General features: G+C 73.7%; 18 protein-coding genes and 1 riboswitch. Of the genes, 10 read left to right on the top strand and 8 right to left on the bottom strand.

Annotated elements, in window-relative coordinates; genetic code table 11:
* Positions 1 to 39: 39 nt before the first annotated feature.
* A complete protein-coding gene (gene fahA / locus ACGFQC_RS08730) occupies positions 40 to 1,269 on the bottom strand; it encodes a fumarylacetoacetase (protein ID WP_363089110.1) in 1,230 nt (409 codons plus the stop codon).
* A gap of 358 nt (positions 1,270 to 1,627) precedes the next feature.
* On the opposite strand from fahA, the gene ACGFQC_RS08725 reads away from it, so the two are divergent.
* The 5 genes from ACGFQC_RS08725 to ACGFQC_RS08705 all read left to right on the top strand — a co-directional run bounded on the left by ACGFQC_RS08725 (position 1,628) and on the right by ACGFQC_RS08705 (position 9,423).
* Complete coding sequence (locus tag ACGFQC_RS08725) at positions 1,628 to 3,010, top strand: DegT/DnrJ/EryC1/StrS family aminotransferase (protein ID WP_363088964.1); 1,383 nt, start codon at positions 1,628 to 1,630, stop codon at positions 3,008 to 3,010.
* Positions 3,011 to 3,317: 307 nt separating this feature from the next.
* Positions 3,318 to 5,717, top strand: coding sequence for a lipopolysaccharide biosynthesis protein (locus ACGFQC_RS08720; protein ID WP_393287982.1), 2,400 nt, complete (start codon positions 3,318 to 3,320; stop codon positions 5,715 to 5,717).
* A gap of 123 nt (positions 5,718 to 5,840) precedes the next feature.
* Entirely contained in the window at positions 5,841 to 7,613 is a 1,773-nt protein-coding gene (locus ACGFQC_RS08715; RefSeq protein WP_363088966.1) for a glycosyltransferase, read from the top strand.
* Positions 7,610 to 8,035 (top strand): hypothetical protein, encoded by a 426-nt coding sequence (locus ACGFQC_RS08710; RefSeq protein ID WP_363088967.1) that lies wholly within the window; start codon positions 7,610 to 7,612, stop codon positions 8,033 to 8,035. Before ACGFQC_RS08715 ends, ACGFQC_RS08710 begins: the two co-directional genes overlap by 4 nt.
* A 518-nt stretch (positions 8,036 to 8,553) precedes the next feature.
* The gene (locus ACGFQC_RS08705) at positions 8,554 to 9,423 is read left to right on the top strand and encodes a glycosyl hydrolase (protein WP_363088968.1); all 870 of its coding nucleotides are present in this window, start codon (positions 8,554 to 8,556) and stop codon (positions 9,421 to 9,423) included.
* A gap of 90 nt (positions 9,424 to 9,513) precedes the next feature.
* Here the strand turns inward: ACGFQC_RS08705 and ACGFQC_RS08700 are convergent, their stop codons facing one another.
* The 3 genes from ACGFQC_RS08700 to ACGFQC_RS08690 form a co-directional block, all read right to left on the bottom strand.
* A complete protein-coding gene (locus ACGFQC_RS08700; protein WP_363088969.1) occupies positions 9,514 to 10,320 on the bottom strand; it encodes a polysaccharide deacetylase family protein in 807 nt (268 codons plus the stop codon).
* The gene (locus ACGFQC_RS08695; protein ID WP_363088970.1) at positions 10,317 to 11,771 is read right to left on the bottom strand and encodes a glycosyltransferase; all 1,455 of its coding nucleotides are present in this window, start codon (positions 11,769 to 11,771) and stop codon (positions 10,317 to 10,319) included. The genes ACGFQC_RS08700 and ACGFQC_RS08695 overlap by 4 nt, the downstream gene beginning before the upstream one ends.
* A 100-nt stretch (positions 11,772 to 11,871) precedes the next feature.
* Positions 11,872 to 12,945 (bottom strand): GNAT family N-acetyltransferase, encoded by a 1,074-nt coding sequence (locus ACGFQC_RS08690; protein WP_393287980.1) that lies wholly within the window; start codon positions 12,943 to 12,945, stop codon positions 11,872 to 11,874.
* Positions 12,946 to 13,366: 421 nt separating this feature from the next.
* On the opposite strand from ACGFQC_RS08690, the gene ACGFQC_RS08685 reads away from it, so the two are divergent.
* Positions 13,367 to 14,191, top strand: a complete 825-nt coding sequence (locus tag ACGFQC_RS08685; RefSeq protein ID WP_363088972.1) for an HAD family hydrolase — start codon at positions 13,367 to 13,369, stop codon at positions 14,189 to 14,191.
* 80 nt (positions 14,192 to 14,271) lie between these two features.
* Here ACGFQC_RS08685 and ACGFQC_RS08680 read toward each other — a convergent pair whose 3' ends face one another.
* Positions 14,272 to 14,739 carry a transglycosylase SLT domain-containing protein gene (locus tag ACGFQC_RS08680; protein ID WP_363088973.1) on the bottom strand — a complete coding sequence of 156 codons (468 nt, stop codon included), beginning with the start codon at positions 14,737 to 14,739 and terminating at the stop codon, positions 14,272 to 14,274.
* A gap of 5 nt (positions 14,740 to 14,744) precedes the next feature.
* Positions 14,745 to 14,925: riboswitch (cyclic di-AMP (ydaO/yuaA leader) on the bottom strand.
* A 920-nt stretch (positions 14,926 to 15,845) separates the two neighbouring features.
* Between ACGFQC_RS08680 and ACGFQC_RS08675 the strand changes: the two genes are divergently transcribed.
* From ACGFQC_RS08675 to ACGFQC_RS08660, 4 genes are all read left to right on the top strand, one after another.
* On the top strand, positions 15,846 to 16,856 hold the full coding sequence (locus tag ACGFQC_RS08675; RefSeq protein WP_363088974.1) for a polyprenyl synthetase family protein: 1,011 nt from the start codon (positions 15,846 to 15,848) through the stop codon (positions 16,854 to 16,856).
* 345 nt (positions 16,857 to 17,201) lie between these two features.
* Entirely contained in the window at positions 17,202 to 18,401 is a 1,200-nt protein-coding gene (locus ACGFQC_RS08670) for a sigma-E factor regulatory protein RseB domain-containing protein (protein ID WP_363088975.1), read from the top strand.
* A gap of 34 nt (positions 18,402 to 18,435) precedes the next feature.
* Positions 18,436 to 19,527 carry an ABC transporter ATP-binding protein gene (locus tag ACGFQC_RS08665; protein ID WP_363088976.1) on the top strand — a complete coding sequence of 364 codons (1,092 nt, stop codon included), beginning with the start codon at positions 18,436 to 18,438 and terminating at the stop codon, positions 19,525 to 19,527.
* Entirely contained in the window at positions 19,514 to 20,500 is a 987-nt protein-coding gene (locus ACGFQC_RS08660; RefSeq protein WP_363088977.1) for an ABC transporter permease, read from the top strand. Before ACGFQC_RS08665 ends, ACGFQC_RS08660 begins: the two co-directional genes overlap by 14 nt.
* Before the next feature lie 121 nt (positions 20,501 to 20,621).
* Here the strand turns inward: ACGFQC_RS08660 and ACGFQC_RS08655 are convergent, their stop codons facing one another.
* The 3 genes from ACGFQC_RS08655 to ACGFQC_RS08645 all read right to left on the bottom strand — a co-directional run bounded on the left by ACGFQC_RS08655 (position 20,622) and on the right by ACGFQC_RS08645 (position 22,998).
* Complete coding sequence (locus tag ACGFQC_RS08655) at positions 20,622 to 21,209, bottom strand: NAD(P)H-dependent oxidoreductase (protein ID WP_363088978.1); 588 nt, start codon at positions 21,207 to 21,209, stop codon at positions 20,622 to 20,624.
* Between the two features lie 44 nt (positions 21,210 to 21,253).
* On the bottom strand, positions 21,254 to 22,384 hold the full coding sequence (locus ACGFQC_RS08650; RefSeq protein WP_363088979.1) for an amidase: 1,131 nt from the start codon (positions 22,382 to 22,384) through the stop codon (positions 21,254 to 21,256).
* 92 nt (positions 22,385 to 22,476) lie between these two features.
* Positions 22,477 to 22,998 (bottom strand): hypothetical protein, encoded by a 522-nt coding sequence (locus tag ACGFQC_RS08645; protein ID WP_363088980.1) that lies wholly within the window; start codon positions 22,996 to 22,998, stop codon positions 22,477 to 22,479.
* Between the last annotated feature and the right edge of the window lie 197 nt (positions 22,999 to 23,195).

Genomic DNA, 23,195 nt, shown 5'->3' with positions numbered 1-23,195 from the left:
CCGTTCCCGCCGTCAGTATGACGGCGGGAACGGCCGGAGTCAGCCCGTGCGGACCCGCCCGCTCACCTCGCCCAGACCGACCCGCAGCCCGTCCGGGCCGGGGGCCCAGGCCGACAGGGTCACCACGTCCCCGTCCTCCAGGTACGTCCGCTCGCCGTCGGGGAGTTCCAGGGGGTCGCGGCCGTTCCAGGTCAGCTCCAGAAGGGAGCCGCGCTGGTCGTCGGCCGGGCCGCTCACCGTGCCGGAGCCGTAGAGGTCGCCGGTGCGCAGGGAGGCGCCGTTGACCGTCAGGTGGGCGAGTTGCTGGGCGGCCGTCCAGTACATGGTGGAGAAGGGGGGCTCGGAGACGACATGGCCGTTGACGGCGACCGAGATGCGCAGGTCGTAGCCGGCGGGCTCGGTGGCGGAGTCGTCGAGGTAGGGCAGCAGGGGGTGGGTGCGTTCGGGGGGTGACAGCCGCGCCTCCTCCAGCGCCTCCAGCGGGGTGATCCACGCCGACACCGAGGTGGCGAAGGACTTCCCGAGGAAGGGGCCGAGGGGGACGTACTCCCAGGCCTGGATGTCGCGTGCGGACCAGTCGTTGAGGAGGCACAGGCCGAAGACGTGCTCGCGGAAGTCGGTCAGCGGGACCGGGCGTCCCTGCCGCGACGGCGTGCCGACCACGAAGCCGACCTCGGCCTCGATGTCGAGCCGCCGGGTGGGGCCGAAGACGGGGGCCGGATCGGTGGGCGCCTTGCGCTGGCCCGACGGGCGGACGACGTCCGTGCCGGAGACCACGACCGTGCCGGCGCGGCCGTGGTAGCCGATCGGGAGGTGCTTCCAGTTCGGCAGGAGGGTGTCCGCGGCGTCCGGGCGGAAGATGGCGCCCGCGTTCCGGGCGTGGTGCTCGGAGGCGTAGAAGTCGACGTAGTCGGCCACCTCGAACGGCAGGTGCAGGGTCACCGAGGAAAGGGGATGAAGGAAGGGGAGCAGCGTCTGCCGGTGGGAGGGTTCCGTGACCCATTGGGTCAGGGCTCGGCGTACCTGGGACCAGACCGTACGGCCCGCCGCCAGCAGCGGGTTGAGGGTCGGGTGGCCGAGCAGGGCCGCGTGCGGGGAGCCGAGGGCCCGGGCCGCCGCACCGGCGTCGAGCACGTGGTCGCCGAGCCGGACGCCGACGGTCCGCTGCCCGGAGCCGGAGTCGGGGCCGGGGCCGGACAGGGAGAAGACGCCGTACGGGAGGTTGTGCGGGCCGAAGGGGTCGCCCTCGGGGAGGTCGAAGGGGGCCAAGGGGGGCATCGGGTGCTGCCTCGCTTTCGTGCTCGCCATCTGTTCGCCAGGTCTGCCCTTGCGTTCACCACGGCCGGGTGCCGGCCGTGCGCAGGAGCTCCGCGGTGCTCTGCGGGTGCGCCGAGCCGCGGCACACGTTACGGCCGACCTCGCGGGAGGGACACCGCGGCGACACGGGAGTGACACAGGAGGCCGGAGACCGGGCGGCCCGGCCGGAGCGCTCCGCGTCCGTCCGGACACGGCAGGTTGTCCACAGCCCGGTCCGCAATCTTGACGGAGCGGTGCGAAAGGGGAGACTCTGGACGGGTGCCGGAAGGCCTCGGGGAGGGGGCGTTCCCACGGCACCTTTGGGGGGCGGATGGCCACAGGGGAGGCCGGTCTCGCGTCGGCGCGGCATGTTCCACGGCCGAAACGGCTGGAAGAGACCATGCGCGCCAGACTCGGCCGGGAATGCGTGTACGTGCCGTCGTGCCGGTTCGGGCTGTTCGTGGCCTTGCGCCACTGGTGCCCGCCGGGCGGACGGGTGCTGATGTCGCCGGTGAACGACGACGTGATCCTCTTCGTCGTGCTCGCGGCCGGACTCAGGCCCGTGCAGGCGCCGTTGAACCCGCTGGACGCGTCGATCGACGTCGACGCGGTGCCGGACGACCTGTGGGCTTCGCTGTCCGCGGTGCTGACGACGAACCTGTACGGCAATCCGGACGACGCGCCGAGGCTGCGTGCGAAGTGCGACGCGTCGGGGATTCCGCTGTTCGAGGACGGGGCGCACGCCATCGGCAGTGAGGTGGGCGGCCGACCGGTCGGGGCCTGGGGCGACGCCTCCGTCTTCAGCCTGTCCAAGCACGTCGGCGCCAAGGCGGGCGGCTTCCTGTCCTGCGCCGACCCGGGCCTGCGCGAGGCCCTGGAGGAGACCTGCGAGGACCTGCTGCTGCCCGGTCGGCTCACGGCCGAACTGGCCTACACCGTCCGGCCGTACGCGGAGGCGGCGGTGCGTGGGCTGCGGTTGCGGCGCGCCGCGTGGGCCACGATGCGGCGGCTGGGGCTGATGGAGCGTGAGGACATCCGGATGCCGTTGCGGCCCGAGGCACTGGCCGGGGCGGTCGGTGCGGCGCCCGACCTCGCCGCGAGCGACTCCTGGGTCCGGGTCGACATGCACGACTACCGGTTGCGTTCCGGAAACCTGCGCCTGGGCCGGATCGGCCGCGGACTGGACCGTCTCGACGGGGTCCTGGCCGCCTGCCGGGCGGGCACGGGGCGACTGCTGTCCACGCCGTGGGCACGGCCGGTCCCGCGCGGTGGCACGGAGGCGGCGGGGGAGGCGGGTCTCCGGGCCGAGGCGTCGGGCGACTCACCCGGCGCCGGGCAGGGATCCGGACCGCCGGCCGTCGCCCGAGCCGTCCGCCGGCCTGTCGCCCCCATTGCCCCCATTGCTCCCGTCGTCGTTCGGCGGGACCCCCAACCCCTCTTCAGAGTGCCCCTGTTCGTCGCCGACCGGGACGCCGCGATCGCGGCTCTCGCGCGGCGGGACATCGTCGTCGGGTACCTCTACGATCCACCGCTCGACGACTACGCGGGTGCCGACTTCACCGACCTCTCGCCGGATCCGACGGGGGCCCGGTGGTTCGCCCGGCACGCGCTGCCGGTCGATCCGCTGCGGGCACGTGAGGTCGTCGACGTACTGGAGGAGTCCGGCGCGCGGCCGGCCGAGGCGCCGGGAGGGCTGGAGCCGACCCGTGGCTGACACCCAGGCCGGAACACACGCCGCGACCTCGGCCGAGGCACGGGCCGGCGCCGAAGCCGTGGCGTCCGTCGGGGCCGGAGCCGGAGCCGGGGCCTCCGCCGGGATCGGAACCGGTATCGGGACCGGTATCGGGACCGGAACCCGAGCGTCCGCCGGGACCGGTACCGGGGCACCCGCCGGGACCGGTACCGGGGAGCGCACCGGGGCCGGTCCCGGTGCGCAGGCTCCCGCCCCACCCGGGACGCGGGTCCCTGTCCCCTCCCCGGCACAGGCGGGTGGCTCCGGCGGTGGGCGGGACTCCGACTCGCTGTTCCGGAACGCCTACTTCCTGATGCTCAGCACCGGTGTCTCCGCCGTGCTCGGCCTCGGCTTCTGGCTCGTGGCCGCCCGTTACTACACCGAGGAGGCCGTCGGGCAGGGCTCCGCCGCGATCGCCGCGATGCGCCTGCTGGCCAGCATCACGGCGACGACGATGATCGGGGCGGTCGTCCGCTTCGTCCCGCGCGCGGGACGGGCGACCGGTTCCCTGGTGTGGCGGGCGTACGCGGCGAGTTCGGTGGTGGTCGCCGTCGCCGCCGTCGGCTTCCTGCTCACGCTCGACACGTGGGGGGCGTCGTACGCGCCGCTCGGCACGCCGGTCGCCGGGGCGGCGTTCGTCGTCGCGTGCGTGGCCTGGGCGCTGCTCACCCTCCAGGACGGGGTGCTGACCGGACTGCGCAGGTCCGGATGGGTCCCGGTCGGCAACGCGGTGTTCTCCATCGGCAAGCTGATCCTGCTGGCCGTCTTCGCCACCGCGCTGCCGGCGCTCGGGATCTTCGTCTCCTGGGCCGCCGCCATCGCCCTGTCGACGGTGCCGCTGGGCTGGCTGATCTTCCGCAGGCTCATCCCGCGCCAGGCCGCGGCCGACCGGGACCTGGAACCGCCCGGGGGCCGTGAGATGGGCCGGTTCCTGGCCGGGGACTCGCTCGGCGCGCTGTTCAGCCTGGCGATGGTCAACCTGCTGCCGGTGATGGTCGCCGTCCGCTTCAGCGCGGCGGAGAACGGCTACTTCTACGTGGCGTACACCGTCGGCGGCACGATGGAGTTCATGGCCATCAACATGGCCTCATCCCTCACTGCCCACGCCTCGCACGACCCGCGCCGGCTCGCCGACGGCGTCCGCGGGGCGCTGCGCCGGATGACGCTGGTGCTGGTGCCGGTGGTGCTGGTGCTGGTGGTGTTCGCGCCGCAGATCCTGTTGCCGTTCAACGAGGACTACGCCGAACACGGCACCACCGTGCTGCGGTTGCTGGCCGCCGGGGCGCTGCCGCGGGTCGTGGTGGAGCTGTACATCGGGGTGCTGCGCGTGCAGGGCCGCACCGGCGTGCTCGCCGCGCTCCAGGGCGCCATGTGCACGCTGGTCCTGGGCAGCGCGGCCGTACTGTTCACCCCGGCCGGGATCGCGGGCGCGGGCTGGGCGGTGCTGCTGAGCATGTCGCTGATCGCCGTCGTGTCGGTCGCCGGGCTGCGGGCGGCGCTCCGTGACGGCGGCCGGGTGCCCGCCACCGCGCCGACCGACGCCCCGCCCGCGGACCGTTCCGTCCCGGCTGCCCCGCCCGCGGACCGCACCGCGCCCGCGCCCGCGACCACGCCCGCCCCCGCGACCACGCCCGCCCCCGCGTCCGCGACCAGGACCGACGGCACGGTCGAGGCGGGCGGCGCGCGCGGGGCCCGGCTGAACGCCACCGCCGGGTACGGCACGAGTTGGGCGCGCCGGGCGGCGTACGAGCACGGGGCCTGTGACGAGGACACCGTCGCGCTGTTCATAGGCCGTCCCGGATACGAGCGGGAGGCCCTCCAGGCGGACACCCTCGCGGTGATCGTCCGCCCGCACCGGGGCGCACCGCCGGCCGAGCCCGGCGAGGGACGGAGCGTGCCGGCGCCCGACCCCGGGGCCGACGGCCTCCGGGCCGAGCGCGGACAGCGCCGGCTGCGTGCCGGACTGTGGTGCCTCCTCGGCGTCGCCACGGTGTCCTACGTCGTGGCGCTGCGGAACCTGCCGTGGCTCGGCGGCCGGCTCACGGGCGGTCTCGCCGAGCCGTTGAGCGGGCGCGGGATGCTGGGTCTGCTGCCCGGCCCGGCGCTGCTCGCCGGGGGAGCGCTGATCCTGCTGTTCGTCGCCGCCGTGACACTGCTGGCGCGGCGCGAGGTGCGGCTGCCCGGCACGGCGCTGGGAGCCGTGGTCCTCGCGCTGTACGCCGTACCGGTGGCCCTCGGACGGGAACCACGGGCACTGGGTGGGACGTTCCCCACGCAGACGGCGGATTTCTTCGCGCGGACCCTGGGTCTTCCCGGCCCCGACCCGCTGCTGCGCTGGGTGCCGCCGGTCTGTCAGCTCCTGTGCCTCGTGCTGCTGTGGCTGCTGCTCGACCGCGCCGACCGGCGCTTCGGTGACCGGCGCTTCGGCGACCGGCCGGTCGGGCGGCTGCCGTGGGCGGCGCGCTGGGGGATCGTCTATCTCGCCGCCGTGGGGGGCTGGGCGGGGAGAGAGACGCTCGCGCCCGCCGCGCCGCCGACGCTCGGCCTGCTGTTCCTGCTCGTCCTGCTCCTGTCGCTCCGCCGTGCCGAGCCGCCGTCGGAGCCCGTGCCGGATCCGCACCTGTCACCGACGGACGACGGAAGCGGCCCAGGCGCCCCGAACACACCCAGCGACCCGTCCCGAGACTGACCAAGCTCAGAGCCGAACCGCCAGGGGGGAACCGTCGTGCGTCCGCCAACCACTCCACGGGAGAGATCCGAGCCGGAGCCCGCGACCGCTGCGGGTGCGCCGGGTCCGGCGGGCGGGGAACCCGTGGGCGATCTCTCCGACCTGCCACCGGGACGCCCCTGGCGGCACGCCGCGCTGCACCCCGCGCCCGCGCTGCTCGTCGCGCTCGCCCTGTGGGGCTGGGCGGTGACCAGCACCGACGTCTCCGATCTCGACGACTTCGGTCTCGTCACCGCCGCGCATCCCGCCTTCTGGGCGGGACTGACGCTGCTCACCGTCGGCTTCTGGGTCACGCTGCGCGGCCCGCGCCGCCACCCCCTCTGGGCACCGGCGTACGTCGTCGCCCTGCTGGTGATGGAGCGCGGCACCCAGGCGGTGCTGTACCCGACGCCCCTGTACGCCTGGGCGTGGAAGCACGACGCGGTCGTCGACCACCTGCTGACGGCGGGCCGGCTGGAGGACGCGGACGCGATCGGCGACATGGCCGTCTACGACCAGTGGCCGGGCTTCTTCGCCGCCCAGGCCACGCTGGTACGGCTGCTGGGCGTGGACTCCGCCGCGCACGTCATGGCGTGGTGGCCGCTGGTGTCCGGCCTGATGCTGCTGCTCCCGCTGCTGCTGCTCTACCGCACGTTCACCGAGGACCCGCGGCTGATCTGGACCGGAGTCTGGCTCTTCTGCGTCGCCAACTGGGTCGGCCAGGACTACTTCTCCCCCCAGTCCGTGGCCTTCGCCCTGCACCTCGGCGTGCTGGCCGTCGTCCTGCGCCGCTACGGCCGCCCCGGCCGGTCCGCCGAGCGGCAGCGGCAGGCCGTGTGGACGGTGCTGCTCACCCTGCTGGTCGTGGCCGTCGTCATCACGCACCAGCTCACCCCCGGCATGCTGATTGTCTCGCTGGCCGCCCTCTTCCTCACCCGCCGCTACCGCGACAAGGTCCCGCTGATCACGGTCGTCGTGATCTTCCTGGCCTGGTGCCTCACGGCCGCCCTGCCCTTCCTCTCCGCGACGATGCCCGACATGGTCCGCTCGATCGGCGACATCGGCGGCAACGTCTCCACCGGCTACGGCGCCACCCCGACCGGCACCGGCGCGGTGACCACGTCCTGGGCGGCCCGGCTGCTGTCGGCCTCGGTGCTGCTGCTCGCGGTGGTGGGCGCGCTGCGCCGGCCGGTGCTGCGCGACCGCGCGATGCCGCTGCTGCTGATCGCGGCGGCCCCCCTGCCGATGCTCGCGGCGAGCAGCTACGGCAGCGAGATGATCTTCCGGGTGCTGATGTTCATGCTGCCCGGCGCGGCCTTCTTCGCCGCGGCGGCCCTGCTGCCGCAGGTGCGCACGCTGACGGCGACGGAGAAGTCCGGTCGGGCCGAGCCCCGCCGCCACCTGTGGCTGCCGCCGCTCGCCCTCCTCGTCGGCACGCTCGCCTTCGTGCCGAGCTACTCCGGCAAGGACCGCATCAGCTACTTCCCGCCGGCCGAGGTGGACCTGGTGCGGCAGGTCGTCGACCGGGCGCCGGACGACTCCCTCGTCGTCGCGGCCGACCGCAACTACCCGCTGGCCTTCGCCGACTACTGGAGAGTGGACCACTACTGGTTCCTCGACGACGACCGCGAGCACGTCGACGCCATCGTGCGCGATCCGGCGGCCGTACTGGCCCGCGACATGTCCGCCGTGGAGTCACCGGGCCGGGCCTATCTGCTGTTCACCCGCGGCCAGTTCGCCGACGCCGAGATGAACGGCCTGCTCAGCAAGGGCCAGTTGGACCGCATCCGACGGTCCGTCGACGCCTCGCCCCTGTTCGAGCGGATGGCGGGTAACGACGCCGGGGTGGCCTACGTTCTGAAGGAGACGGGCCGATGACACCGCGGGAACTGGTCGTACGGGCACTGCCACCGCTCGGCGGCTGGCTGGCGCTGTCCGCACTCGCGCTGCCCGACGGCTCCGTGCTGAGGGGCGCGGCCATGGTCGCCTTCCTGGCGGCGGGGCCGGGCGCCGCCGTGCTGAGGATCTGCGGTCCCGCGCTGGCCGTGGTGTCCGCCGCGGGACCCGTGGAGCGCCGGGACCCGGCCTTCGAGCGCCACTCCGACCTGCTCGAACGGCTGATGCTGGCCGTCTTCGTCAGCGTGGCCCTCGTACTGCTGGCCGGGACGGTGTTCATCGCCACGCACGCCTTCAGCGCGCAGCGCGTCCTGCTGACGCTCACGCTGCTCACCACGGTCGCCGCGTTCTGCCCGCGGCTGCGCGCCTCCCCACTGAGGACTGCGAAGGGTTCTGCTCTGTGAGGTTGCCCCACCCCGGCGACGACGGCCGCCCGTCCGGCGGCGACGACCACTCACCTCGTGACGAGGGCTACCCGCCTCGCGCCGACGACCATTTGCCCGGTGGCGGCCACTTGCCTGGCGACGACCATTTGCCTGGCGGCGGCCACTCGCCCGGCGGTGGCGACCGTCCGTTTCCCGGCGACGGCCGGGCTCAGCGGCACCGGCGCCCGCGTGACCCCGGCCCCGCGTCCCGGCCTTGCGCGCCCCACCCCCGCGCGCCCCACCCCCGCGCGCCCCACCCCCGCGCGCCCCGCTCCGCGGGCACCGGTCCCCGAGCCGGACCTCGTCCCCGCTTCCTCACCGTCGCCGCGGTCGCCTGTGCCGTCCTGGTCGTCGTCCTCCTCCTGCGGGGCGGCACCGGCCTGGGCGACTCCGGTTCCGGGCCGGGGCCGGGCGGGTCGCGGCCCCCCGCCCTCGGTGGCAGGTGCGCGCCGACCGCGCTGCTCGAACCGCCCTGCGGGGCCTGGTTCGGCGCGTTCGTGCCGCACAGCAAGGACAACCTCGCGGAGAAGGTCCGCGGCTACGAGCGGCGCATCGGTCGCAAGCTCGACATCGTGTACACGTACCACGACATGTCCCTGGTCCAAGGGGAGCGCCTGGAAGGGCAGTTGCTCACCCCGGAGGAGCAGCGCGTCGCCGGTGCGGAACATCTGCTGCTGCTGTCCTGGGAGAGCAAGTGGTGGGGCGGCACGAAGGCGCAGCAGCCCACCTGGAAGCAGATCGCGGACGGTGACCTGGACGCCTCGGTCATCGACGTCCAGGCCGCGCGGGTCAGGGAGTTCGGCGAGAAGGTCTTCCTCTCCTTCGACCTCGAGATGGACACCCGCACGCCCGCCAACGGCACCCCCGAGGACTACGTGCGCGCCTACCGCCACATCCACGACCGGTTCCGGGAGCTGGGCGTGACCAACGTGGTGTGGACGTGGATCACCACCGGCTATCTGGGGCACGCCGACCTGATCGAGCGGATGTACCCGGGCGACGACTACGTCGACTGGGTCGCCTACAACCAGTACAACTACTACCGGTGCCACGACGCGGGCTGGCTCTCCTTCGCCGAGACCCAGCGGGCCACGCACGCGTGGATCCGCGAGAACATCTCCGACGACAAACCGCTGATGCTCTCCGAGTTCGGTACGGCCGACGACCCGTCCCGGCCGGGACGGCAGGCGCAGTGGTACGCGCAGGTGCCGGCGGTCCTGAAGGGCCTGACGGGCGTCAAGGCCGCGCTGCAGTGGAACTACCGCGACCCCGGCCCGCACTGCGACCTCGCGCTGGCGGGTGACGGGGCCTGGGCCAGCCTGCGCAAGGCGGTCTCCGACCCCTATCTCAACCAGCCGTTGGGGTGACCCGGACGAGCCGCGGGCCGGGTGGTTCCCAGGGTCTCTCGTTCGGATCACGCCGGGCTCCCTGATCCGGCCTGATCCGAACGAAAGACGCTAGCCCGCGAACACGGGCCCGCGCAGTACCGCGCGGGCCCGCCGGTACCAACGCCATCCCACCGTCCTCGGACCGTCCCGGTACGGCGCGACCCGTGCGCCCCCGCCGGCCAGCCAGTTCTCCACATCGGCGACGGTGTGGGAGCGCCGCACGATGAGCCGGGCGATGCGGTACGCCTCGTCCCGCTCCGAACTCAGCGCGTGCCGCACGGCGGTGGCCGTCTCGTACCCGGCGGCGGCCGCCATGCGCCGCACCCGTCCGCTGTTGTAGCCGTGCGGATAGGCGAGATGGTGCACGGGATGCCCGAGGGCGTCCTCCAGCACGGCCCGTGACTCGCTCAGTTCGCGGGCGAGGTCACGGGGCGGCAGGGTGTCGAGCTGGGCGTGCGTGACGGTGTGGCTGCCGACCTCCATGCCGGACTGCTCCAGCCCGGCGGCCTGGGCCAGCGTCATCATCGGGGCGGGCGGCAGCAGACTGCGCCCGCCGGGGCTGATCGCGCCGGTGGTGAGGTAGGCGGTGGCGGCCAGGCCGCGTGCGGCCAGCGCCCCGGCGGTCGGTCCGGGCAGGTCGGCGAACCCGTCGTCGAAGGTCAGCAGCACGGGCCGGTCGGGCAGCGGCGCCCGCCCCGCGAGGTGGTCGGCCAGCGCACTCACCGTCACGGGCGTACGGCCGCTGTCGACGACGGCGTCGAGATGCGCCGCGAACTCCTTCGGGGTGACGGTGAACTCCGCTATCCAGTCCGGCGGTTCCTCCATCACGGCGTGGTACAGGAAAACCGGGATGGCCTCGCCGCCCGCCCCCGTCATCGCGACCTCCCGGCCGCTCCGGTCACTTCGGCCCCTCCGGTCACTTCGGACGTCGGCACGGCGCGCAGCGCACGCCGGGCGCGCAGATAGCCGACCGGCCCGTACACCATCCCCTTCCGCTGCAGCCGGGACAACCGGCGTGGCCACGGATGACCACGGTCGTCGTGCCCGCCCGGAACACCCGGAACGAACGGAACGCCCGGAGTGCCCGGAGCGCCTGAGGTGCCCGGAGCACCCGGCACGCCCTCCGCGCCCCGGGCGTCCGTGTTCCGGGCCGCAGTCAGCGCGCGGCCGTGCGCGAGTCCGCGGGGGAGCAGGGCGAGGAACGCCGGCAGCAGGGCGGGCCGGTTGACCAGCAGAGCGGTGAGGTAGGCGGTGAGGCCGGCGCCGTAGCCGTACGCCTGCGTCTCCAGGTCCTGCCAGGTCTCGCGGTGGTGGTGCCAGACCAGGGCCTGCGGGGTGTAGTGCAGGCGGTGCCCCTGGGCGAGCACGCGGACGAAACCGTAGAGGTCGTCGCCGCCGCGCGCGAGCGTCCCCGCCCCCGTCGCGGGGTCGAAGCCGCCGACCGCGCGCAGCACGCCGGTCCGGAACGCCATGTTGGCGCCGGACCCGAACCGGCCCGCCGTGAACGGGAACAGCGGCTCGTCGGCGGGCGGGTCGACGGGGTCGTACGTCCGTGGTGTGAAGCCCTTCGCGAAGCCGCCGTGGCTCTCCAGCAGCACCTGGGCGGGGGTGCGCAGCCGGGCCGGCAGGATCAGCCCGGTGGCGCAGCCGAGGCCGGGGTCGGCCGCGAAGGGCGCGGTGAGTTGGGTCAGCCAGCGCGGGTCGGCGACCACGTCGTCGTCGGTGAAGGCGACCACGTCGCCGCGCGCGGCCGCGAGGCCGGTGTTGTGGGCGACGGCGAGACCGGGCACGGGCTCGGTCACGTACCGCACGCGCTCGGCGTACTTGCGTCCGACCAGGTCGCGGGTCGTGTCCGTCACCGGGGCGTTGTCGACGACGACGATCTCGAAGTCGGGGTGGTCCTGGGCGAGCATCGAGTCGAGCGCGTGGGCGAGCCGGTCGGCGCGCTCACGGGTGGCGATGACGACGGTGGTGAACGGGAGGGCGCTCCCCGCAGCGGCCGGTGCCGGTGCCGGTGCAGGTCCGCTGTCCGGGTGCCGCCGGGCCAGTTCGGTGAGGACCGCTCTCGGGTCGGCGCCCTCGGGCACCCGCCCGAGCAGTGCGGCGACCGGCCGACCGCCCCTGCGGACCAGGAGGAAGACCTCGCCGTGCGTCACGGGCGGGCTGCCCGGGCCGGGTCTCAGCACACCGCCGCCGTCCGACTCCGGCCCCGGCCCCCGCTCCGGCCCTCGCTCCGGTCCTGGTTCCAGGTCCAGTTCGGCGACCTGCACCGGCTCGATGGCGAGGTACCTCTGGATCTCCCGCCGTACACGTGTCACGTGGGACACGAATCCTCCCCCTCCACTCCCATGGACCGTCGGAACCCGTCGGAACCCGTCGGAACTTCTCGGAACGCGTCGGAACTTCTCGGAACGCGTCAGGAACGTCTCAAGGCCGGCGCAGCCGCCCGACAACCCCCAGCACCCGTACGGCCGTCGCCGCCAGCCGCGGCCGGTTGCGCACGAAGTGGTGCGCACGGCGCGAGGGCTCCCGGCTGAGCCAGTGGAGCGCGGCGCCCGCCCCCGGACGCGTCCACGCCCCTTCGTAGACGGGCAGTTCGCCCGTCTTCAGTGAGTCCTTGTACTCGGCGGCCCCCCGGCCGAGGTCGAGCAGGCCGATGCCCTCGGCGGCGGCCGCCTCGGCCATCCGCAGGTGCAGCACCAGACCGGGCGAGTACTTCGCGAACCCGGGGTCGTAGGCGGGGAACCAGCAGGCCAGCACGGCCGTCGAGCGCAGTCCGAAGTGCGCGGCGACCGGCTGCCCGCCTGCGTAGAGGACGGACAGGGTGCCGCAGCAGTCCGGGCCACGCGTCCCCCGGGCGAGCAGGTGCACGAGCCGGGTGATCCACTCCTGCGCGAACCGGTCCCGGCGGCCGGTCCTGCGGTACTGCGCGGACTTCCACGCCATCAGCGTGCGCAGCACGGCCGGGTCCCGCTCGTCGAACACGAACCGCAGGTCACCGACCTGGCGGCCTAGCCGGCGCTCCTTGGTGAGCGTCGTCTTGAGGAACTTCGGGGACTGTGCGCGCAGGACGGACTCGTAGGTCTCGTACCCCTTCTCCACGTCGATGACGTAGGAGGTGTACTCGGCCGCCGCGTGTGGGACGAACAACTCCTGCTCCGCCTCCAGGTTGTCGAAGGCGAAGCTCGACAGGGAGCAGGCCCGCAGGAGTTCGTCCGCGTTCAGCCCGAGACCCGGGCCGAGGACGGCTCCCTGGGAGTCCGAGACACCGTGGGCGAGGGCCTGGCCCCGGCCGAACCGGCCCCGCTCGTGGGGCAGGAAGCCGACCGGCTCGCGCCCCTCGTACACCACCGCCACGCGCGTGCGGGGCCGCACGCGGCCCACGGCCTCGGCGAACTCCGGTTCCATGAAAGGGTTGCGCGGAGCCGTCGACGCGGCGCGCAGCGCGCGCCACCGCTCCCGTTCCCCCTCGCCGAGATCCTCCGGACTCAGCACACGAATACGTCCGCCGCTCAACCTGACCCCCCGATCAAGTCCCCCTGGACTGCCAGGACGGTACCGCTCCAGGTGCCGGGGGCGGTAGGTAGCGGACCATGTTGTTGCCAACCGGTGCATAGGCATTGAACATCCCTGTACCCGGCGTTGCGGCAGAAAGCCGTTTCCCGCATGAACGGTGCCGAACGGGATGGGGAGGCGCCGGACGCGGGACGGAACGGACCCCGGACGCGTGACGGAGCGTGGCAGGAGCAGGAGCAGGAGCAGGAGCAGGAGCAGGAGCAGGAGCAGGAGCGGGAGCGGGAGCGGGAGCGGGAGCGGGCAGGGTCGGGGCCCGGGCGCGGGAAGGCCTGGGGCCCGGACGGGAAGGCGGCGGGCGCCGAACCGGAAGTGAGCCGGAGCCCGTTGCGGTCCGTATTCTCTGATCATGGCCGCACCCACCGCACCCGCCGCGCGCCGCGCGTACTCCCTCGTCGCCACCGACCTGGACGGAACGCTCCTGCGCGGCGACGACACCTTCTCCGACCGTTCGCTCGACGCACTCGCGAGGGCCACGGCCGCAGGCGCCCGCCACCTCGTGGTGACCGGTCGGCCGGCCCCCCGCGTACGGCCGCTGCTGGAGGTCCTGCGCGGACGAGGGCTCGCGGTGTGCGGACAGGGCGCGCAGCTGTACGACGTCGGAGCGGACCGTCTGCTGTGGTCGGTCGCCCTGGACCGGGAGCTGGCCGAGACGGCGCTCGGCAAGATCGAGGCCGAGGTGGGCGAGGTGTACGCGGCGGTCGACCAGGACGGCGTCGACGGACTCACGCTCATCGAACCGGGCTACCTGATGCCGCACCCGACGCTGCCGGCCCTGCGCGTCGGAACGCGCGACGACCTGTGGTGCGAGCCGATCAGCAAGGTCCTGCTGCGCCATCCCACCCTGTCCGACGACGAGTTGGCGGCGACGGCCCGTTCGGTGGTCGGCTCGCTGGCCACCGTCACGATGTCCGGGCCGGGCACGGTGGAGCTCCAGCCGTGCGGCGTCACCAAGGCGACCGGACTGGCCCTGGCGGCCGAGCACCTCGGACTTCGGCCGGCAGACACGATCGCCTTCGGCGACATGCCCAACGACCTCCCGATGTTCGACTGGGCGGCGCACGGCGTGGCGATGGCCAACGCCCATCCGGAACTCAAGGCGGTGGCCGACGAGGTGACGACGTCGAACGAGGACGACGGCGTGGCCGTCGTCCTCGAAAGACTGTTTCCCTAGTCCGGCAGTCCGGCAGTCCGGCAGTCCGGCGGGGCCCCGTCACCGGGGCCCTCGCCCCCGTGGGCCGGCGGGGGCAGCCGTCAGTAGGCGCCGAAGACGTTGTCGATCGAGCCGTACCGCTGGGCCGCGTAGTTGCAGGCGGCGGTGATGTTGGCGACCGGGTCGTACGGGTCGAAGGCGGTGCCGGCCACGTGGTACGCGGCGAAGGTCGGGTCGATGACCTGGAGCAGGCCCTTGGACGGGATGCCCGCGGCCGCGTTGGAGTCCCACAGGTTGATGGCGTTCGGGTTGCCGGAGGACTCCCGCATGACGTTGCGGTAGATGCCGTCGTAGGTGCCCGGAATGCCCTTTTCGGCCATGATCGCGAGGGACTCGCGGATCCAGCCGTCGAGGTTGTTGGTGTACCCGGCCGTGGTGGTGGCGGTCGTGGTGGCCGCGGAGGCGCTGGTCGAGCCGATGAGCGGGAGGGCCAGCACGGCGGCGCCGGTGGCGGCGGCGGCGAGGGTGCGGGCGAGGCGGGTGCGGCGGTGCTGAACGGCGGCAGGCATGACGAAAGGTTCCTCTCCGGCGCCTACGAGGTGAGCTGTCGGGTTCGGACTGGAAAGTGCCCGGCCGGCCGCCGCGGGGATGCGGCGACGCGACTTCACCCCGAGCCGGCCCGGTACGTGCGTGACGTACGGTCCGGCGACTTACCTGGGTCCCCCGCTCCTGCCGTGCGTGAGTGTCGGTCGATGGGTGCCGGGCGGCGGCAGGATTAGGCGTCTGCCCGACAGGCCGGGAACGTATGCGAGAGCGCATGTCCGGAACAAGTGCCGGATTCACAGATGGTCCCTATTGACCTTGATCAGAGGTGTATGCCCGCTTGATCCTTTGCGTGCGTCAAGCGTCAACTCGCCGACGCGCAAAGCGGAATCACAGATTCCGTGGCGGGTCGGCCGCACGTGTGCGCAGTGAGCCAACTCACCAGCATCCACAAGAGGGGTGAAACGGGCATTGAGTGTGAAGTCCCTTTTAAAGGGGCGCGCATGGGGTGCGTCTTCGCCGGGTCCGGTGGAGCGCCGTCTCGCCGTCCCCCTCTGTGCGCGTGCCCCCTTCCGGTGGGGCCTCGCCGCTGTTGCCGTGGGCGGGTGCGTGCCGAGGTGTGGTCGCGGAGTCGGCCAGGGGTGTGCCGACGGGTGTGCCGGTGGGGGCTCGCTCGTCGGCGGGTGCCGCGCGTGGGCGTACCGGAGGGTTCCGTCGGGCAGACGGATGCGGAGGTGCTCGTGGACCGTCTCGCGGGGGAGCGCGGAAGAGGGTGGGCGGATGCACAGGTACGTGGTCCCCTCCCGCGGGGAGGGTGGGTCCGGCGACCGTGGCCGGGAGGGGGCGAGGTCGGCCGGGCGGGGACGCCGGCCTGTTTCGCCGGCCGTCCCGGCCGCTCGCGCCGGTCGCTCGCGCCGACCGTTCGTACCGATCGATCGGCGACATAACGGGCGCGATCCGGCGCCGTCCGGCCGCTCGGGGGACGCCTCCCGGTCGAGCGAAGTTCGAGACGGGGGGACGTGGGGCCTGTCGGTGATCGAAACGTGACCGGATACGCTGACTTGAGTGAGGGCAGCGACCTATCGACAAACCGCGTAATCGCCAGAAGACACCAGCAGACAGGAGACCCCTCGTGACCGTCGTCGGGCCGTTCGGGCTGAGCGTGCGGGACCAGGCTCTGGAAGCCGATGTCCAGGCCGGATTGACGGCTGTCGAGGAAGGCTTGCTCGAGGCCACCAAGAGCGAGGTCCCGTTCATCACGGAAGCCGCGCAGCACCTCGTCCGGGCGGGCGGGAAGCGGTTCAGGCCGCTGCTCGTGATGCTCGCCGCGCAGTTCGGCGACCCGTACGCGCCCGGCATCGTGCCCTCCGCCGTGGTGGTGGAGCTGACCCACCTGGCCACGCTGTACCACGACGACGTGATGGACGAGGCCGAGGTGCGGCGCGGAGTGCCCAGCGCGAACACCCGCTGGGGGAACTCGGTCGCCGTCCTCACCGGCGACTTCCTGTTCGCCCGTGCCTCGCACATCCTCGCCGACCTCGGGCCCGAGGCGGTGCGGGTGCAGGCGGAGGCGTTCGAGCGGCTCGTCACCGGACAGATCCTGGAGACGGCCGGGCCGACCGACGGCCGGGACCCCGTCGACCACTACCTCGACGTGCTCGGCGGCAAGACCGGGTCGCTGGTCGCGGTGTCGTGCCGGTTCGGCGCGATGATGTCGGGCGCCGACGAGACGGTCGTGCACGTGCTCACCCAGTACGGCGAGCGGCTGGGCATCGCCTTCCAGCTCGCCGACGACGTGCTCGACATCGCGTCGGACTCGCACGAGTCGGGGAAGACGCCGGGGACGGACCTGCGGGAGGGCATCCCCACGCTGCCGGTGCTGCGGCTGCGCGAGCGGGCCGCCCGGCTGGCCCTGCCCGAGGACATCGCGCTGTGCGAGCTGCTCGACTCCGACCTGAGCGACGACGCCCGGCTCGCCGAGGCGCTGACCGCACTGCGCGGCCACCCCGCGCTGGAGCAGGCCCGACGGGACACCGTGCGGTACGCCAAGGAAGCCCGGGCGGCGCTGGTGCCGTTGCGGGAGTGCGACGCGAAGGTGGCGCTGATGGAGCTGTGCGACGCGGTGGTCCACCGGGCGGGATGAGACGCGGTGGACCACCGGGCGGGTGACGCGTACGGGGCCGGTCCTGCCCCCCTCACCCGGTCTCCGCCCCCCTCACCCGGTCTCCGCCTCACGTCACACGGTCTCCGCCCCCCACGCCACCCGGTCTCCGCCCCTCACCCCACCCTGACACCCCCGCCCTCGCGTCATACCCCAGGCGTACGTCGACTTGGGTCCTCGGGTTGACGTATGCGGGTGGCCGATTTGGTCAGATGGGAGCTACGGAAATCACCACTCCTCACCGATTCGGGTGAGAATGGCGGCTCGGGTGGGGGACGCTGACCCGCGCGACGACCGGCCGCCGCCGACGACGGAGGTAAGGCACACATGGCACCGTACGCATCCGACGACAGCACGCACGCCGGGGAGGCCGACGATCTGCGGGTCGGGCGGCGCAGGGCGGTGCGGTACATCGTTCCGGTCACCGTGGTGGGTGTCGCGGCGGCGACGATCGGGCTGGTCCCGGCGCTCGCCGACTCGGGGGACCCCGACCTGCCGAAGATCACCGCACAGCAGCTCATCGAGAAGATCGCCGCGTCGGACGTACAGCAGCTGTCCGGCACGGTGAAGATCACCACCGACCTCGGCCTGCCCGACCTGGGCGGCCTGGAGAGCGGGCTGCTCTCCGGAGCCACCGGGGGCGACGACGGCGGGTCCTCCGCCGACCCCTCCACCAAGCTCACCGAACTCGCCTCCGGCACGCACACCCTGCGCGTCGCCGCCGACGGCCCGGACCGGCAGAAGCTGTCGCTCCTGGAGAGCGCCGCCGAGTACAGCCTCATCCGCAACGGCAAGGACGTGTGGGGGTACGACAGCGCCTCCAACGAGGTCTACCACTCCACCGCGAAGCAGGCAGAGGCGGCCGAGTCCGTCCCGGCCACGCCCAAGGACCTCACCGACGAGGCCCTGAAGGCCGTCGACGACACCACGTCCGTGACCGTGGACGGCACCGTCCAGGTGGCCGGCCGCGACGCCTACAAGCTGCTGGTCGAGCCGAAGCAGTCCGGTTCCACCGTCGGCGCGATCAGTGTGGCCGTGGACGCGAGGACGGGACTGCCGCTCAAGTTCACGCTGACCCCGGCGAGCGGTGGCGCCGCCGTCGTCGACGCGGGCTTCACCCAGGTCAGCTTCGCCAAGCCGAGTGCCGCCACCTTCGACTTCACCCCGCCCAAGGGGGCCAAGGTGACCGAGGGGGACGCCGCGGGCGGGGTACCCACGCCGCCCAAGGGCGCGGAGGAGGACTTCGCCAAGGACCTGGCCGGGCTCGACGTCCTGGGTGAGGGCTGGACCTCCGTCGCCACCTTCGACACCGGCGGCGAGGGCGTCCCCTCCACCGGTGACCTTCCCGACGCGGGCGGTCTCGGCGGGTTCCTGGACTCCTTCGGCGACAAGGTCGACGGCAAGTTCGGCACGGGCACCGTCTTCTCCACCCGCCTGGTCAACGCCCTGGCCACGGACGACGGCAAGCTCTACGTCGGCGCCGTCACCAAGGACGCCCTGGTGAAGGCGGCGAACGCGGGGCGGTAAGTACCCTGAGGTGAACCGACGATCGGGGGAACCGATGGACGACGAGCCGGCGGTACGGGCACTGCCCCGCACGCCCGTTCCGGGCGGCGTTCCGGGCGGCGTCGGTGCCGCCGGCGCGTACGGCGTCACCGAAAGCGACGGCGACGGCATCACCGACGGCGACGGCATTACCGACGGTGACGGCACCACCGACGGTGACACCGTCATCCGCACGCGCGCCCTCACCAAGCGCTACCGCGGTGGACAGCTCGCCGTCGACGGCCTCGACCTGGCCGTCCCGGCGGGCAGCGTCTTCGGCTTCCTCGGTCCGAACGGCTCCGGCAAGACCACCACCATCCGCATGCTGATGGGCCTGATCGAACCCACCTCCGGCACGGCGCGGGTGCTGGGGCACCCCATGCCCCGCGCGTCCCGCGCCGTGCTCCCGCACGTCGGCGCCCTCATCGAGGGCCCCGCCCTCTACGGCTTCCTCTCCGGCCGCGACAACCTCCTGCGCTACGACGCCGCCGACCCGACCGCCGACCCCCGCACCCGGCGCGTCCGCGTGGCCGAGGCGCTGGACCGGGTGGGTCTGACGACCGCCGCCGGCAAGAAGGCGAAGGCGTACTCGCTCGGCATGAAGCAGCGGCTGGGCCTGGCCGCCGCCCTTCTCCAGCCCCGTCGGCTGCTGGTCCTGGACGAGCCGACCAACGGTCTCGACCCGCAGGGCATGCGCGAGATCCGCGTCCTGGTGCGGGAGCTGGCGGCGGACGGCACCACCGTCTTCCTCTCCTCCCACCTCCTCGACGAGATCGAGCAGGTCTGCACGCACGCGGCCGTCATGGCACGTGGGCGGCTCCTCACCCAGGGGCCGGTGTCGGACCTGGCGGCCCGCGCGCGCGGTCGGCTCGCCGTGACCACCCCGGACACGACGGACGCGGCCAGGGTGCTGAAGGAACAGGGCGTGGCGGACGTCGTCGTCACCGAGGACCGGGTGACGGGTGAGCCCGCCGACCGTGAACTCGCCGATCTGAACGCGGCGTTGGTGACGGCAGGCGTCCGGGTGCGCGGCTTCGGCGTGGAGCGGGCCTCCCTGGAGGACGCGTTCGTCGCACTCACGGGGGAGGGTTTCGATGTCGCGGGCTGAGCGGGCTGAGCGGGCTGAGCGGGCCGAACGTGCCGAAGCGGTGGCCGTATCGGCGGCTGCATCGGAGGTGGCACCGAAAGCCGTACCGCGAGCCGCACCGCGGGACGGGGAGAGCCTCCGGCGGGTGAGCCCGTTGTGGGGCCTCGGACTCTTCCGCAGCGAACTGGCCGTCACCCTGCGCCGCTGGCGCACCCTCGCCCTGCTCGGTGTGCTGGCGGCCGTACCGGTGCTCGTCGGGATCGCCGTGAAGATCGAGACCGGTGATGGATCGGCCGGCGGTCAGCGGGGCGGCGGCGGTGAGGGACCGGCCTTCATGGCGCAGATCACCAACAACGGTCTGTTCCTGGTGTTCACGGCGCTGGCCGCGACGCTCCCGTTCTTCCTGCCGATGGCCGTCGGCGTCGTCGCGGGGGACGCGGTCGCCGGCGAGGCGAACTCCGGCACCCTGCGCTACCTCCTCGTCGCCCCCGCCGGCCGCACCCGCCTGCTGCTCGCCAAGTACGCGGCCACGGTGATCTTCTGCCTGCTGGCCACCCTGGTCGTCGCGGTGTCGGCGCTGGCGGTCGGCGCGCTGCTGTTCCCGCTCGGCGACCTCACGACCATCTCCGGCACCCGCATCTCCTTCGCCGACGGCCTGGGGCGGGCCCTGCTGATCTCCCTGGCCGTCACCGCCTCGCTGCTCGGCGTGGCCGCGCTCGGAGTGTTCGTCTCCACGCTCACCGACAGCGGCGTCGCGGCCATGGCGACGACCGTGGGCCTGCTCATCACCGTGCAGATCCTCGACCAGATCCCGCAGCTGCACGCGATCCAGCCGTACCTCTTCTCCCACTACTGGCTGTCCTTCGCCGACCTCATGCGCGACCCGGTCCACTGGGAGGAACTCCGCAAGAACCTCGGCCTCCAGGCGGTGTACGTCGCGGTGTTCGGATCGGCGGCCTGGGCGCGGTTCACGGCGAAGGACGTGACGGCGTGACGGCGTGACGGTGCGGCGGCGTGACGGCGTGAAGATGTGGCGGCGTGACGGCCCACGCCCGCCGGCTTCCCCGTGGCGGGCGGGCGCGGGCCGTCAGCCGGTCTCGAACGGGTAGCGGCCGTCAGCCGGTCTCGAACGGGTAGCGGGCGAGCGGCGCGGGCTGCTCGAAGAAGGTCTTCGCGCGGGTCAGCGCCTGCGTGTCGGTCAGCACGTCACCCGGCTTGCTGCCGTTCCCCAGCAGCACCCCGCCGAACCGCATCCGCAGGTACGCCGCCGAGTTCCCCAACGCGCCGACCAGCGGGTCCGCCACCGACTGCTCCTCCTCGGCGAGCACCGTGACACCCCACAGGGTGCGCCCGGCGAGGGTCGCCTTGAAGTCGACGCCGGGGGTGCGCAGCCAGCCGGACCAGTGGTCCAGGTAGCGCTTGGCCTGGCCGGACAGCGTGTACCAGTACAGCGGCGAGGCGATCACGATGTCCGTCGCCGCGAGCGTGGCGTCGAGCAGCAGGGCCGCGGCGCCCTCGGTGGGACGGACGTGGTCGGTGTCGTGGCGCAGGTCCTCGAAGTCGGGCAGCGGATGCTCGACGAGGCTGATCCACTCCTGCTCCACGTCGGCCGGCAGTTGCTCGGCGGCCGCACGGGCGAGCTGCTCCGTGTTGCCGCCGGGACGGCTGCTGCCCAGCACGAACAGGAAACGGCGAGTGCTCATGGGTTCCCCAAAAAGTCGGCGTGCGGTCAATACGCGCATCTGCATTATATGCGCGTGCAATCAAAGGTGCCAGGGGGCGCCCGGAACCCCGTGAGCGCCTCCGCGGCCGCCGCCAGGGCCAGCAGCACGCTCTCCCGCCCGTGTGCCGCCACCGCCTGGAGCCCCACCGGGCAGCCGTCCGAGCCGACCCCCGCCGGAATGCTGATCGCCGGATGCCCGCTCAGGTTGAACGCCCACGTCAGCGCCGTCGAATAACGCTCGCCGGGGCCGTCGTGGCCGTGCGCCGGATCAGGGGTCGTAGGGGTCAGCAACAGGTCCGCCCGGTCGAAGAGGGCGGCCAGCCGACGGTCGTTGACGTCCCGTGCTCCCCGGACCGCCGAGGTGGCACCCGGCCCGCGCACCGCGAGCCAGACGGGCGCGGGGTCCTCCAGCCGTACCGGCGCCCCGGACCGCGACAGCCGTACGACGCCGGCGTCGGCGAGGCGGTCCACGGCGGCCCGGGCGAGGGCCAGGGGCTCCGGGCGGGGGTCGGCGAATCCGAGACCGGGGGAGAAGACGGCGGTGGGCGCCCCGAGCCGCCGCCCCGGACCCGCTCCGGACAGCACCGCCCGGCCGGACAGCACCGCCCAGTACGCCGCCGCGTCCGCCGCGTGCCGTGCCAGGACGCCCGGCGCCGCCAGCCCCGTACGGTCGGGGGACGGGAAGCGGCCGTTGGTGACCTTCAGCCCGAGGACGCCGCACCAGGCGGCCGGGATGCGCACCGAGCCCGCGCCGTCGCCGCCGGTCGCCAGCGGCACCAGACCGGCCGCGACCGCCGCCGCCGCACCGGCCGAGGAGCCACCCGGCGTGCGGTCGGCCCGCCAGGGGTTGACGGTACGGCCGTGGGCGCCGAGACCCCAGGTCCGCCAGGGGGTTCCGGGCCCGGGCACGGCCGTCGCGCCCACCGGTACGCAGCCGGCGGCCACCAGCGGTCCCGCCGTCCGCAGCCCGTGCCGCCCCTTGACCCCGATCGGCACCCCCGCGAGCGGCAGCCGCTCACCGGCGGCGACCCGCGCGTCCACCTCGGCCGCCCGCTCCGCCGCCGCGTCCTCCCACACCTCGGCGAACGCCCCCAGCGCACGGTCCGTCCGCTCGATCCGCTCCAGGGCCCCGCGCACCACGTCGACGGCCCGCAACCGCCCCTCCCGTACGGCGGCCGCGAGCCCGACGGCAGAGGAGGCGGGCGCTGACGCGGGCGGGGGTTCCCGCGACGCGGACGGATCCGCGCTCAGCGCGTCCGCCGGGCGGTCGTGTCCGTGAGGCGGATCAGGGGTGCCGTGTCGCGGGGCGGGGGGCCCGACAGGTCACCCAGGCGCCAGTCCTGGACCCACGGCACCCGGTACACGTCGACGGCCGACTCGATCAGCCGCACCCGCTGCGCCAGCGGGCGCGGAAGCCGGCCGGGCGCGTCCGCGACCAGCACGACGGAGTCCAGGTCGAGGCCCGCCGGTGCCTGCCCGCGCCGGAAGACCTCCAGGGCCCGCAGCGCCGACTCCAGTCCGGCCGCGTGGGTCCGGGCCACGAGCAGCACGGACGGCGGGTCGTGCGGACCGGGCCAGTCACGTCCGCAGTCGTGGCCGCCGTAGACCGCGGCGAGCGTGGAGGCGCCGGCCCCGCCGTGCGTGCCGAGCCAGGAGAAGCGGCGGGGGCCGGCCGCCGCGCCGTACGGCCACGGCGGCGGCTCCGGCGCGGGCACCGGACCGCGGATCCAGATCTCCGGTCCCGGCCGCCGCCCGTCCCTCGTCCGCATGCCCGCACCCCTCGTCGTCGCCACCGCCCGCCGCGCGGCCGGACCACCGCCGGATCCCCGTGGCCGCGGGTCCTTGGAACGAGGCTGTGACGCCGCGGTGACGTGCGGACGGGCGTGAGCGGAGAGACTCAACATTACGTGTACGCCTGGGTGCACGGGTGATGAGTGCAACGTACGTGCACGGCGACGTGTCAGGG

Origin of the sequence: Streptomyces sp. NPDC048734, assembly GCF_043198675.1 — a bacterium.
In the GTDB taxonomy this organism is placed as follows: Bacteria; Actinomycetota; Actinomycetes; order Streptomycetales; family Streptomycetaceae; genus Streptomyces.
This window is presented reverse-complemented; position numbering and strand designations above follow the sequence as displayed.